General features: G+C 41.7%; 14 protein-coding genes, 1 pseudogene and 1 other annotated feature. All 15 genes and pseudogenes read left to right on the plus strand.

The features are described from left to right. Nucleotides 1-12: 12 nt before the first annotated feature. On the plus strand, nucleotides 13-459 hold the full coding sequence (locus LLY41_RS05830) for a type II secretion system protein (protein WP_304587150.1): 447 nt from the start codon (nucleotides 13-15) through the stop codon (nucleotides 457-459). A 127-nt stretch (nucleotides 460-586) separates the two neighbouring features. Then, a complete protein-coding gene (locus tag LLY41_RS05835; protein ID WP_304587151.1) occupies nucleotides 587-1669 on the plus strand; it encodes a hypothetical protein in 1083 nt (360 codons plus the stop codon). A 222-nt stretch (nucleotides 1670-1891) separates the two neighbouring features. Next, entirely contained in the window at nucleotides 1892-2464 is a 573-nt protein-coding gene (locus LLY41_RS05840) for a Maf family protein (protein WP_095245074.1), read from the plus strand. Nucleotides 2465-2515: 51 nt separating this feature from the next. Beyond that, nucleotides 2516-3205, plus strand: a complete 690-nt coding sequence (gene radC, locus LLY41_RS05845; RefSeq protein WP_095245075.1) for a RadC family protein — start codon at nucleotides 2516-2518, stop codon at nucleotides 3203-3205. Between the two features lie 161 nt (nucleotides 3206-3366). Then, nucleotides 3367-4388 (plus strand): annotated as a pseudogene (locus tag LLY41_RS05850) (rod shape-determining protein). Nucleotides 4389-4564: 176 nt separating this feature from the next. Further along, nucleotides 4565-5449 carry a rod shape-determining protein MreC gene (gene mreC, locus LLY41_RS05855; RefSeq protein ID WP_095245077.1) on the plus strand — a complete coding sequence of 295 codons (885 nt, stop codon included), beginning with the start codon at nucleotides 4565-4567 and terminating at the stop codon, nucleotides 5447-5449. After that, complete coding sequence (gene mreD / locus LLY41_RS05860; protein ID WP_304587152.1) at nucleotides 5446-5961, plus strand: rod shape-determining protein MreD; 516 nt, start codon at nucleotides 5446-5448, stop codon at nucleotides 5959-5961. The genes mreC and mreD overlap by 4 nt, the downstream gene beginning before the upstream one ends. Nucleotides 5962-6505: 544 nt before the next feature. After that, on the plus strand, nucleotides 6506-7183 hold the full coding sequence (gene minC / locus LLY41_RS05865) for a septum site-determining protein MinC (protein WP_095245079.1): 678 nt from the start codon (nucleotides 6506-6508) through the stop codon (nucleotides 7181-7183). 1 nt (nucleotide 7184) lies between these two features. Beyond that, a complete protein-coding gene (gene minD, locus LLY41_RS05870; RefSeq protein ID WP_095245080.1) occupies nucleotides 7185-7988 on the plus strand; it encodes a septum site-determining protein MinD in 804 nt (267 codons plus the stop codon). A gap of 135 nt (nucleotides 7989-8123) precedes the next feature. Further along, entirely contained in the window at nucleotides 8124-8900 is a 777-nt protein-coding gene (locus LLY41_RS05875) for a M23 family metallopeptidase (RefSeq protein WP_304587153.1), read from the plus strand. Beyond that, complete coding sequence (locus LLY41_RS05880; RefSeq protein ID WP_095245082.1) at nucleotides 8893-9759, plus strand: M50 family metallopeptidase; 867 nt, start codon at nucleotides 8893-8895, stop codon at nucleotides 9757-9759. The genes LLY41_RS05875 and LLY41_RS05880 overlap by 8 nt, the downstream gene beginning before the upstream one ends. 54 nt (nucleotides 9760-9813) lie before the next feature. Further along, a complete protein-coding gene (locus tag LLY41_RS05885; protein ID WP_304587154.1) occupies nucleotides 9814-11268 on the plus strand; it encodes an Rne/Rng family ribonuclease in 1455 nt (484 codons plus the stop codon). Nucleotides 11269-11464: 196 nt separating this feature from the next. Continuing rightward, nucleotides 11465-11544: a sequence feature (ribosomal protein L21 leader region), on the plus strand. A gap of 13 nt (nucleotides 11545-11557) precedes the next feature. Then, entirely contained in the window at nucleotides 11558-11866 is a 309-nt protein-coding gene (rplU, locus tag LLY41_RS05890) for a 50S ribosomal protein L21 (RefSeq protein WP_095245084.1), read from the plus strand. Nucleotides 11867-11880: 14 nt separating this feature from the next. Further along, complete coding sequence (locus LLY41_RS05895) at nucleotides 11881-12219, plus strand: ribosomal-processing cysteine protease Prp (protein ID WP_304587155.1); 339 nt, start codon at nucleotides 11881-11883, stop codon at nucleotides 12217-12219. Continuing rightward, the gene (rpmA, locus tag LLY41_RS05900; protein WP_009333115.1) at nucleotides 12220-12513 is read left to right on the plus strand and encodes a 50S ribosomal protein L27; all 294 of its coding nucleotides are present in this window, start codon (nucleotides 12220-12222) and stop codon (nucleotides 12511-12513) included. The last annotated feature ends 45 nt before the right edge of the window (nucleotides 12514-12558 follow it).

Consider the following 12558-nt stretch of genomic DNA (forward strand, 5'->3'; position numbering starts at 1 on the left):
GAGGTCTAGTATATGATAACTGCTGCTAGACTAAACAATAAGGGGTTTACATTGATTGAAGTGCTGGCCGTCATAGTCATATTGGGCATCATTTCTTTAATTGCCGTCATTTCAGTTAATAATGTCGTTCAAAGAGTGAAAGATCAGGCATTTGTGGGAAATGCTCTTGCATTAAAGGAATCAGCGGAGCTTTATATAAGAAATGAAATCATCAGCGGAAGTATGCTGCCGGAAAAAGTAACATATTCAATGCTCGCTGATGCTGACTTCATTGAACCAATCAGGGACCCTGATACAAAAAATCTGCTGCAGCCTTCTGAGAGTACCTATGTTGTTGTCAGCGGGAAATCGATAGCCGCTGTTTGCTTTAGAGGAGAAAAGCGGAGTTTATGCTACTCAAATGGCAATGAAGGTATTCCCATAAATAAATTGGATCCCGAATTCATTACTGAGAATTAGCCGAAAATCCGAATGAAAAATTTGACGAAATCCTTACGTAACAAGACGACAAAAGTCTTGTTATTTTTTTTTCCATTATGTTAGGATGGAAACAATTCAGGAAACGGTGCGGAAGGGAGGATGAGATGTGGACAAGTCTAAAAGCGAAAAAACAATCACGATAAAGATTAATGGCAAGGACCGTCCGTTTCAGGAGAAAAAGGAAGAAATGAAGGAAAAATCATGGGATCCGAGACAGCTGGATAGACAGAAAAAGCAGGATCAAACTGAATTTTTTGCTTCCATACAGACAGCTGCCGGCAAAGAGGCGGATGACAGCTTTGACTGGATTCTGCCTGAGGAAACGGAAGATGCGGATATAAAGGAATATAAAATAGCAGCTCCTCCTAAATCACCAGCTAAAAATAGTCTGAGTACACTTGCCAGGAAATTCCGGGGAAGAAATAAGCAAGGATTCTTAACTTCCATTTTTCTCGCTGTCTTTTTTGCGGTCCTTCTTGGGACAAGCTTCGGATTCATCATGCTGAAGCTGGTATTTACAGATCAGGCTGCTGAAACTGTGGCGGCGCCTCCAATCAATGAAAAGCCGGCAGAAGCAAGTCAGCAGACTCCTGCAGGATCGGCGGGTTTAGAAACGATTGCAACATATGTAGTTCAAGGTGGCGTTTTTTCAAACAGCGAAGCAGCACAGCAAATCAAGGATGCCAACTCTCAAAAGGGGGTTTATAGCCAATCCATAACAATGGGGGAGCAGACTTATCTTTTCTTAGGGGTATCAGACAGCCTTGATGAGGCGAAGGAAATAGGAGCGGATCTTAAAAGCAAGGGCATTGAGGTATTTGCTAAAGAAGTAACCTTTGAAGGCAAAGCAATTGAAGGAGTAAATGCCGAAGAGAAAAAACTGGCTGAAATTGCTCCTGCTTTATATCAAAGCCTGTCAGAAGGTGCAGCCAGTGCCACTCTCGGCAGTTCCATAACTCCTGAAACGGCTGAAAAAATAGAAAGCTACAGAAAGACAGTGAATGAACTGGAAGCGGATCAAATTAAAAATAAAAGCCTGATTTCGGTTAGAGAAGAACTATTGAATGCCTCAAAGCAACTGGAAACTTACCAGCAGTCAGGTGATGCTGCATCAGCCGGTAAAATTCAGGGGCACCTGCTTGGGTTTCTTGCCGCTTATCAGTCACTGCTTCAGTCAGGCGGGCAGTAAGGACCCGGCATATTGTGCCATAAGGTTATAAGATTCGAATATTTTCTGGGAAATATCACATATTAAGCGGAGTCTGTTCGGGAAATTTAGACAGACTCTTTCTTTTTGTCATTTTTTGATATGAAAATACCGAAATATCTTCTTTAAAATTGTTTGTCTGGCAATTTTTTGATACGATTAACCTGTATCTCCCAATATGATACATAAAGGTAAGGTGATTACATGCAAAACCTCATTTTAGCCTCTTCTTCCCCGCGGCGAAAAGAACTTCTTGAAAATCTTCATTTGCAATTTGAAGTCTCCAGCAGTGATGTCGATGAAAGCTTTGATCCAGTGCTGACACCAGGAGAGATCGTGAAGGAGCTTGCCCATAGAAAGGCAAATGCTGTATTTAATAAGCACCCTGATTCATATGTTATTGGGTCAGATACAGTGGTTGTTAAGGACGGCGCTGTTTTAGGAAAGCCAGGCAGCAGCAAGGAAGCCTTCACTATGCTGAAAAGTCTGTCTGGAACCATTCATTCTGTTTACACAGGTGTATCAATCTTGACGCCTGAAAAAAATGCCATTACATTTTACGAAAAAACTGATGTGGTGTTCTGGGGGTTAACAGATGAAGAAATTAACTCTTATATTGGCACCGGTGAACCCTTTGACAAGGCAGGAGCATATGGGATACAAGGCATTGGCAGCATGCTTGTAAAAAGTATAAGCGGAGATTATTTCTCTGTTGTCGGTCTTCCTGTCTCAAGAACGGTTCGTGAACTGAGGAAAGCGGGTTATTCGCTTCCTTAATATACTTCATTCATCTTCAGCTCCCTGAGCCCAGAGTTTAGGGAGGACAATATGCAAACAGATTCTCTTTTAATTAAAGATTTTCCACAGGATGAGCGCCCTCGTGAGCGCTTTGTCCAAAATGGTCCAGAGAGCTTGTCCAATCACGAACTGATAGCAATATTACTCAGAACAGGCACGAAAGATGAATCAGTTCTGCAATTAGCCAATAGGCTTCTTACCCATTTTGAAGGACTTCGGCTGTTAAAGGATGCATCCCTGGATGAAATAACGTCCATTAAAGGAATAGGATCGGCTAAAGCAATTCAGGTGCTGGCAGCAGTTGAAATTGGCCGGAGAATTTCAAAGCTCACATATGATGACAGATATAGTATCCGTTCGCCTGAGGATGGGGCAAATTATGTCATGCATGAAATGCGATTTTTGTCTCAGGAGCATTTTGTATGCCTTTATTTAAATACAAAAAATCAGGTGCTTCATAAGCAGACCATTTTTATTGGGAGCTTGAATGCTTCAATCGTTCATCCCAGAGAGGTCTTTAAGGAGGCATTTCGCAGGTCGGCTGCGTCCATCATATGTATTCATAATCATCCGAGCGGCGATCCGACTCCAAGCAGGGAAGACATTGAAGTAACCAAAAGACTTGCAGAGTCCGGAAAAATAATCGGCATCGATGTGCTGGACCATCTGATCATCGGTGAAAATAAATTTGTCAGTTTAAAGGAAAAAGGGTATTTATAACACTATGTTTTTGTTTGACGTTAAGATATAATATTGGTTATGATTTTTGAGATGCCTTGCATTTTTGGAGGCGGATTGTACTAGAAAAATAAAAGAAAATTCCATTAAAAAACCTTACTTAGGAAAATGAGCAATTTGTATCAGAAAGGGAGATACCATTTATGTTTGGAATCGGTACTAGAGACCTTGGAATAGATTTAGGAACAGCTAATACGCTTGTCTATGTTAAAGGAAAAGGAATTGTTGTCAGAGAGCCGTCAGTAGTGGCACTGCAGACAGATACTAAAAATATTGTAGCCGTCGGTAATGACGCTAAAAATATGATCGGCCGTACTCCCGGCAATATTGTTGCGCTGCGTCCAATGAAGGATGGCGTTATTGCCGATTATGAGACCACCGCTGTCATGATGAAATATTATATTAAACAAGCCAATAAAAATAAGAGTTTCTTCTCAGGGAAGCCATATGTAATGGTTTGTGTACCATCAGGTATTACAGCCGTTGAAGAGCGCGCTGTTGTCGATGCAACCCGCCAGGCAGGCGCCCGCGATGCTTATACCATTGAAGAGCCGTTCGCCGCAGCAATCGGAGCTAATCTTCCTGTTTGGGAACCTACAGGAAGCATGGTAGTTGATATTGGTGGAGGGACTACAGAAGTAGCCATTATTTCCCTGGGGGAATTGTTACAAGCCAATCGATCCGCATTGCCGGTGATGAAATGGATGATGCAATTATCAATTATATCCGCAAAAATTACAATCTGATGATCGGTGACCGTACAGCAGAAACAATTAAAGTGGAGGTAGGCTCTGCGGGAGATCCGGAAGGCGTCGAAAACATGGAAATTCGCGGACGCGATCTGTTAACAGGATTGCCAAAAACAATTGAAATTACTGCTGAAGAAATCTCAAAAGCTTTGAATGATACAGTATATGCTATTGTGGATGCAGTAAAAAATACTCTTGAAAAAACCCCTCCTGAACTGGCAGCAGATATTATGGACCGGGGTATTGTCCTGACTGGCGGAGGAGCGCTTCTGCGCAATCTGGACAAGGTGATCAGCGAAGAAACGAAAATGCCTGTCCTTATTGCAGAAAATCCATTAGACTGTGTTGCAATTGGGACCGGAAAAGCGCTTGACCATATCGATTTATTCAAAACAAAAGCTAAAGAATCCAGGTAACAGAGTTCTGAATAAGTAAAATAACAAAGCCCATTCACTTCTCTCAAGTGTATGGGCTCAAGTTTGGTTTTTTATTGAGCATAAAATGATATCTTTGCAGATATATGTTATATTTTGTTGAGCAGTGCCTAAATGGCGCAGGATTTCCTGAAAAAATACTATTCGAGGTGTAAAGAATGCCACAGTTCTTTCTGAACAAACGCCTGATTATTTTGCTTGTCAGCATTATTATTCTCGTGGCATTGATTGGATTTTCTTTAAAGGATAGAGAAAATTTGACCTGGCCTGAACAATTTTTAAAAGATACTACTGGGTTTATACAAAATGCTGTTTCCAGCCCTGTGAATTATGTGGCGGGATTCTTTGAAAATGTCGAAGACTTGCAAAATACATACAAAGAAAATAAAGATCTGAAAAAAAGGCTGGATGAACTTGCAAGACTTGAGTCTGAGGTTCAGAGGCTGAAAAAGGATAATACGGAACTGCGGGAGATTTTGGATAAGAAAGATTCTTTAAGTGAATTTGAGCCAAAGCAGGCAACAGTAATAGGAAGAAATCCCGACAGGTGGCATGAATTGCTTATTATAAATAAGGGGAAAAATGCCGGAATAGAACCGAACATGGCGGTCATTACCTCAAAAGGCCTGATTGGCAAAGTAAAAAGCAGCAATACATTTACTTCAACCGTCCAGCTTCTTAGTTCAATGGATCCGACCAATCGCATCTCAGCTAAGATTCAGGCAGGCGAGAATAACTTTTTCGGTCTGATTGAAGGCTATGATGATGATAAAGGTCTTCTTTTGCTTAAGAAGATTCCTTATGATGCGAAGGTTGAAAAGGATCAAAACGTTATTACATCAGGTCTGGGCGGTGTTTTCCCTGAGAGCCTTCCGATTGGGAAGGTTGTAGATGTTGTTCCGGATGAATTTGGTCTGACTCAAACCGCATATATTAAGCCAGGAGCAGACTTCTATGATATCGGACATGTAATGGTCGTTAAAAGAGGGGCATCCCAGCCTGAACTAATGGAAATGATTGATGAGAAGGAGGAGGAACTGTGAGAAGATTCCTTCTTCCTCTCATTCTCCTGGCCTTATTTATTGGTGAAAGCATATTTGTTCAAGTAACTCCGCATGATTTATTAGGCAGTGGAAAAATAGCCGTTCCCCGTTTTTTAATGGCTGCCTTGCTTTTTTTGACTATTTTTGGCTCAAAAAAGCACGGAATTCTTTACGGCCTATTATTCGGGCTGCTTTTTGATATTGTATATGTTGAAATTATCGGCATTTATTTGTTTCTATTTCCGGTCATTGCTTTTATTACAACCAAACTTATGAGAATTCTTCAGACGAATATAGCGATGGCTTCCATAATTGTGCTTTTGGGCATCACCCTCCTTGAGGCCGGTGTTTACCAGATGAACTTATTAATTCACCATACAGATATGGAATTTGCAGTCTTTCTTTCGGCCCGTCTCCTGCCTACTCTTATATTGAATGCCATTTTTATTATTATAGCTGTCTACCCATTTAAAAGACTTTCTGAAAAATTTGCAGACAGCTTAAACGATTAATTGTTTGAAGTGTTATAATTTCACAATGAGAGAAAGAAACCGGATTAATCCGGTTTCTTTTAAATGAATAATTTTCAGTACGTTGTTTTTGTGAATTTTGTTGCTTTTTCATAACTTAGCTTATTGCCGAGTTGATTGGAGCGGAGGGCACTTGATCCTCGAAAATGCTGACACATTTCCTTCGTGCGGTGTTCATTCGAGGAAGCTTATTCAATGTCCTGCGGGAAGAGAGGGAAGTGTGAGACCCCGCAGGCGAAGCCGAGGAGGCTCGCATTCCTCCCCGCGGAAAGCAAGTGCCTGGAGCGGAAATCAACGGACAGAATTCATAAACAAAAACAAAAAGTTGTGAAAAAAGAGCCTTTAAGTAAAAAAGGGATTTAGAAGGTTTCTGTCGAATTCTACCTTTATGGGCAAATAAGGATAAGGAAAATCGACATATTTTTTATAAAATCTCTCCTCGGGCTGTAATTGAAGTAAATGCCTGCTTAAAAATAGAGTGCATCAGCACGAATGTGTTTCTTATCATTGAGGTGAACATCTTGAAATGAAAAAAAACCAAAACGTTACTATAAAAGGCACGAAAGATGGACTGACTTTGCATCTTGATGATTCCTGCTCTTATGGAGAGCTGAAGAAAGAGCTTGACAGAAAGCTTTCAGAAAACTCCAGATCTGTTGAAGACCGGCTTCTTTCCGTTAGGGTGCAAGTCGGCAACCGTTATCTCACAGAAGAGCAGCAGGAAGAATTGAAGGAGTTAATCAGGCAAAAGAAGAACCTGATCGTTGAGTCTATAAGCTCCAATGTCATTACCAAAGAAGAAGCTGAAAAACAGAAGGAAGAAAACGAAATTGTATCTGTTGCGAAGGTAATTCGTTCGGGACAGGTTCTCGAAACTCCTGGAGATTTGCTTCTCATCGGAGACGTAAATCCAGGAGGCACTGTTATGGCAGGAGGAAACATCTTTGTAATGGGGGCTCTAAGGGGCATTGCACATGCCGGATGCCATGGAAATAATGAAGCCGTGGTGGTAGCTTCGCTTATGAAGCCGTCCCAGTTAAGAATCAGCAATTGTATTAACCGTGCCCCTGACAATGATCAGGAGGAAGAAAAACGGGAAATGGAATGTGCTTACATTGATGAAAATGATCAAATTACAGTAGATAGATTACAAGTTTTGATGCATCTGAGACCTAATATAACTAGATTGCAAGGGGGAAGCTAGGATGGGAGAAGCGATTGTCATTACGTCCGGAAAAGGCGGAGTCGGAAAAACGACTACTTCCGCAAATGTAGGTACTGCTCTGGCCCTTCAGGGAAAACGAGTGTGCCTGGTGGATACAGACATTGGCCTTCGAAATCTTGACGTGGTAATGGGGCTAGAAAACCGCATTATTTATGATCTGGTCGATGTCGTGGAAGGCCGGTGTAAAATACATCAGGCTGTGGTTAAAGACAAACGGTTTGAAGATCTGCTGTATTTGCTTCCTGCTGCTCAAACAAGTGATAAGACGGCTGTTACACCCGAACAGATGAAAAAGCTGGTCGATGAATTGAAGCAGGATTATGATTATATTGTCATTGACTGCCCTGCCGGAATAGAGCAGGGGTACAAAAATGCGGTTGCCGGTGCAAATAAAGCAATTGTTGTAACCACTCCGGAAGTTTCAGCTGTGCGTGATGCCGACCGGATTATCGGCTTGCTTGAGAAAGAAGAAAATGTAGAGGCTCCTAAACTGATAATAAATAGAATTAGAAGCCATATGATGAAAAATGGCGACATGCTTGATGTTGATGAAATAACTGCGCATTTGTCGATTGATTTAATCGGAATTGTGGCAGATGATGATGAAGTAATCAAGGCATCGAATCATGGTGAGCCTATTGCTTTAAACCCTAACAGCAAAGCTTCGGTTTCCTACCGTAATATCGCCCGCAGAATCCTTGGTGAAGCTGTACCCCTTCAGCCTCTTGAAGAAGAGAATAAAGGTGTATTTTCAAAACTGAAAAAGTTTTTTGGAGTAAAATAATAATATCTATTGAACCAAAGCCGGGGAGCCATCTCCGGTTTATTTTTTTATTCGGGACACCACTTCAAGTCATACTCTATTTGGACAACTCATAAACTTGTACAAATAGAGTTATATAGAAATGGTGGGGATATCATGAATTCAAGAGCGGATGAAATACGAAAGAGAATCGAGCGGAGAAAAAAGGACAAAGAGAGATTCTCGAAAAAGAAAGATTCAACGGTTCTTTGGACAGAAGATGAAGAGCGGTACGGGTTTAATAAGCTGCCCTCATACGAGAGCAAGCTTGATGAGGGAAACCACCCTTTATTTCGCAAGGAACTATTTCTTTTCAAATTGCTTGCTTCTGCCTGTATTTTTTTATTCGCTGCCATTCTCTTTAAAAACCAGGCAGCTACTTTGGATCCTGCAAGAGATTTTGTAAAGACAGCCATGGAGAAGGATTTTCAATTCGCCGCAGTTTCCGGCTGGTATGAAGAACAATTTGGTAAACCGCTTGCTCTGCTGCCATTTTCAAATGGCAAAAGTGATGAGAAGAACGTTGAAGAAAACAGCGAATATGCCTTGCCTGCTTCTGCAAAGATCCTGGAAGAATTTGATGATAATGGACAGAGAATAACAATCGAAACAGGAAAGGAAGCTTCCATTGAGGCAATGAGTGAAGGGCTTGTCCGGTTTGCCGGAAAGAAAGATGGTTTTGGAAATACCGTCATTATTCAGCATGGTGATAAAAGTGAGTCCTGGTATGGCAATTTAGCTGAAATTAATGTGAATTTATATCAATACGTCGAAAAAGGTACAGGTATTGGTACGGCGGGTGACGCCGGCGATTCTGAAAAAGGCTCTTTTTATTTCGCGATTAAAAAAGATGATGATTTTATAGATCCGATCCAGGTGATCCCATTTGAATAAAATAACAGGGTTAATCACACATATTCATATTCATCCTTTGTTATGGGCGATTATCGGACTGTCTGTTGTGACAGCTCATTTTGTGGAATTATGCATGCTGCTCCTGATTATATTTGTTCATGAAATGGGGCATGCCGCTGCTGCATCCCTTTATTCCTGGAGAATAAAAAAGATTGCCCTCCTGCCATTTGGCGGTGTAGCGGAAATGGATGAACACGGGAACCGGCCGCTGAAAGAGGAGATTATAGTCATTATAGCAGGGCCGCTTCAGCATATATGGATGATGGGGGCGGCGCTGTTATTTTATGAGTTTTCCTGGCTGTCTGCTGATATGTTTCATCTGTTTATTCAATTTAATTTAATGATATTAATTTTTAACCTGCTCCCAGTCTGGCCATTGGATGGAGGAAAGCTTGTTTTCTTATGGCTTTCTCTTAATCAGGCATTTCCGGAAGCGCACAGAAAAACACTTTTCATTTCGGCTGCGGGTCTAATCAGTTTCATTATACTAACTTTGCTGACCTCTCCGGTTAACTTGAATATTTGGGTAATCCTCGCTTTTTTAGTGTTTTCGCTATATCATGAATGGAAGCAGAGCCGATTCGTGTTTATCCGTTTTCTTCTCGAAAGGTATTATGGGAAGCACAGCGACTTTCGGACATTGAAGCCAATCGTTGTCCGGGAAGAAGAATTGGTTATTGACGTGCTGGAAAGATTTCAGCGGGGATGCAAGCACCCCATCATTGTTGAAAAGGATGGGAAAGAAAAAGGTGCATTAGATGAAAATGAACTGCTGCATGCATGCTTTGCGGAAAAAGTGCTGACAGCTAAAATAGGTGATTTGCTTTATGTTTACTGAAGACCAAATTTTGATTAACATGAATAAATAATGTTTTAAAGTGAGGAAATCGTTTTGAATAAGTTAGTTGTAAATTATGCATCAAGAGAGCGACGGTTTGTGCTTTTAAAAGATAATAGGGTCGAAAAGCTATTTATTGACCAGCCGAAGCATCGTTCATCAGTTGGGGATATATACTTAGGCACCGTTGCAAAAGTAATGCCTGGGTTGAATGCAGCATTTGTAGAGATAGGTGAAAATCAAAGCGGATTCCTTCACAGGGACAAACTGGCATCTTATGTATGTTCTGCCGAGGATTTGTATGTAAAGGAAAAGCGGAGCATCTCTTCTTTTGTCCATCAGGGAGAGAGAATACTTGTTCAAGTTGAAAAGGATGCTGCGGGCACGAAAGGACCAAGATTGTCTGGTTTAATTGAATTTCCAGGAGAATCACTGATCTATATGCCAAACGGCCGATATGTTGCTGTTTCCAAGAAAATTGAGGATAGTAAAGCAAGAGAAAGCTGGCGTCAATTTGGATATCGCGCTAAAGAAGAGAATGAAGGTCTGATTTTCAGAACATCCTGCGTCAGCAGGAAAGAGAATGAGCTTATGGATGAACTGGAAAAGCTCAGGGTTGAGTACAGGGACCTTTTAAGGGAAGCGGAAATGAAAAAGAAGCCGGGAAAAGTGTATGAAGCGGATTCTTTTATTAAGGAAATAATCGAAGAGGCGAAGAAATTGGCTGACGGTGAAATCGACGTGGACGATTTATCACTGAAGAATGTGCTCGTGAAAAACACAGGCCTGCCAATTCAGCTGTACACGGGCAAGGAAAATATCCTCGCTGCTTTTAATGCTGAAGCTGAAATTGATAAAGCGCTGAAACGAATTGTCTGGCTTGAAAATGGCGCATATCTTATTTTTGATGAAGCAGAAGCTTTAACGGTCATCGATGTCAATACCGGGAAGTTCGCCGGTAAACAGGACCGCAGGGACACTGTGCTAAAAACCAATGAAATGGCGGCCGAAGAAGCTGCAAGACAGATCAGGCTCCGGGATATTGGCGGCATGATCCTAATCGATTTTATTGATATGAAAGAAGCATCCGACAGGAAACATATTCTTGCCAAAATGGAAAACGCGCTGAAAAAAGATGAAAGACGCACGAATCTTGTTGGATTCTCCCCTCTTGGGATCCTTCAGATGACCCGCAAAAAAACAAGACCGGCCATTTCTGAATCACTTACTGAAAGGTGCCAAGTATGCGAGGGAACCGGAAGAGTGCTGAGTGCTGAGACCATTGCCTTCAGGCTGGAAAGAGAACTGTGGGAACATCGGGGCAAAGACCATGAAGCTGTCCTGATCGAAACCACTACAGACACAGCAGCGGTATTCTCAGGGGAAAATGATGACCATAAAAAGAGAATCGAAGACAGCATTGGCTTGAAAATTATTTTTTCCATTAAGGAAAATAGCAAGCCGTTTTATGAAATCCGAAAGTTTGGCAGTACTAATGAGCTCGGATAGTTCAAAGCAAGCTGACCAAGGCGCTTTCGCTTTTCTTAGTGCAGTATTTCCCACTTCCCTAATTGCCCCATAAGCATTATAATTGTAAAGGCACGCAAAAGAGTTACTTTCAGGTGCAAACAAAGAGAATCATATAATTCTTATTGACATGATTAATCATTATATGATAGTATTTTCATGTTATGTTTGTAGCGCACCCGTGCTACAACCGCACAGAACAGGTACATAAGCCCGCATTTCGTGTCGGCGCCTGGGATGGCGAGTCTTAGTCTAAGAGGAGGTGCAGTTCATGTACGCGATTATCGAAACTGGCGGAAAGCAATTACGTGTAGAAGAAGGTCAAGCTATCTACATCGAAAAGCTTAACGCTGAAGCAGGCGAAACAGTTACTTTTGGAAAGGTTCTTTTCGTTGGCGGAGACAGCGTAAAAGTAGGAAGCCCTGTAGTTGAAGGTGCTACTGTTACAGCTAAAGTTGAAAAACAAGGCCGTCAAAAGAAAATCACTGTATTCAAATACAAAGCGAAGAAAAACTATCGTAAGAAGCAAGGTCATCGTCAGCCTTACACTAAAGTTGTGATTGAAAAAATCAACGCTTAATCAGGCGATTTAAGATGATTGAAGTAATGATTATTCGTAAAGATTCCGGAAATATTCATTCGTTTGAAATAAGCGGTCATGCATTCTTTGCAAACAGAGGCAAGGATATTGTCTGTGCAGGCGTATCTGCCGTTTCCATCGGGGCCATTAATGCTGTCCATGCCCTAACCGGCGTGACACCAGAGATCAGCCATGGAGAAGGTTTTCTCCGCTGTGTTCTTCCTGATCTTCAGGATGACATGAATGAGAAAGTGCAGCTTCTGCTTGAAGGCATGGTTGTTTCATTGCAGACGATTGAAGAAGACTACGGAAAGTATATACAAATTACCTTCAAAAAGCAGGAGGTGGAATAAATGCTATTAAAATTAGATCTTCAGTTGTTCGCTTCTAAAAAGGGAGTAGGTTCTACAAAGAACGGCCGTGATTCAATCTCTAAGCGTCTTGGCGCTAAGCGTGCGGACGGACAATTCGTTACTGGCGGCTCAATCCTGTACCGTCAGCGCGGTACTAAGATCTACCCAGGTGTAAACGTGGGTAAAGGCGGCGATGACACACTATTCGCGAAAGTTGACGGTGTTGTTAAATTCGAGCGTCTTGGACGTGACCGCAAGCAAGTGAGCGTATATCCTGCAGCTCAAGAGGCGTAAGCCTTTTCGAGAAAACCCTAGCCCCACAAGGTTAGGGTTTTCTTT

It is taken from the genome of Cytobacillus firmus (assembly GCF_023612095.1).
GTDB lineage: Bacteria > Bacillota > Bacilli > Bacillales > Cytobacillaceae > Cytobacillus.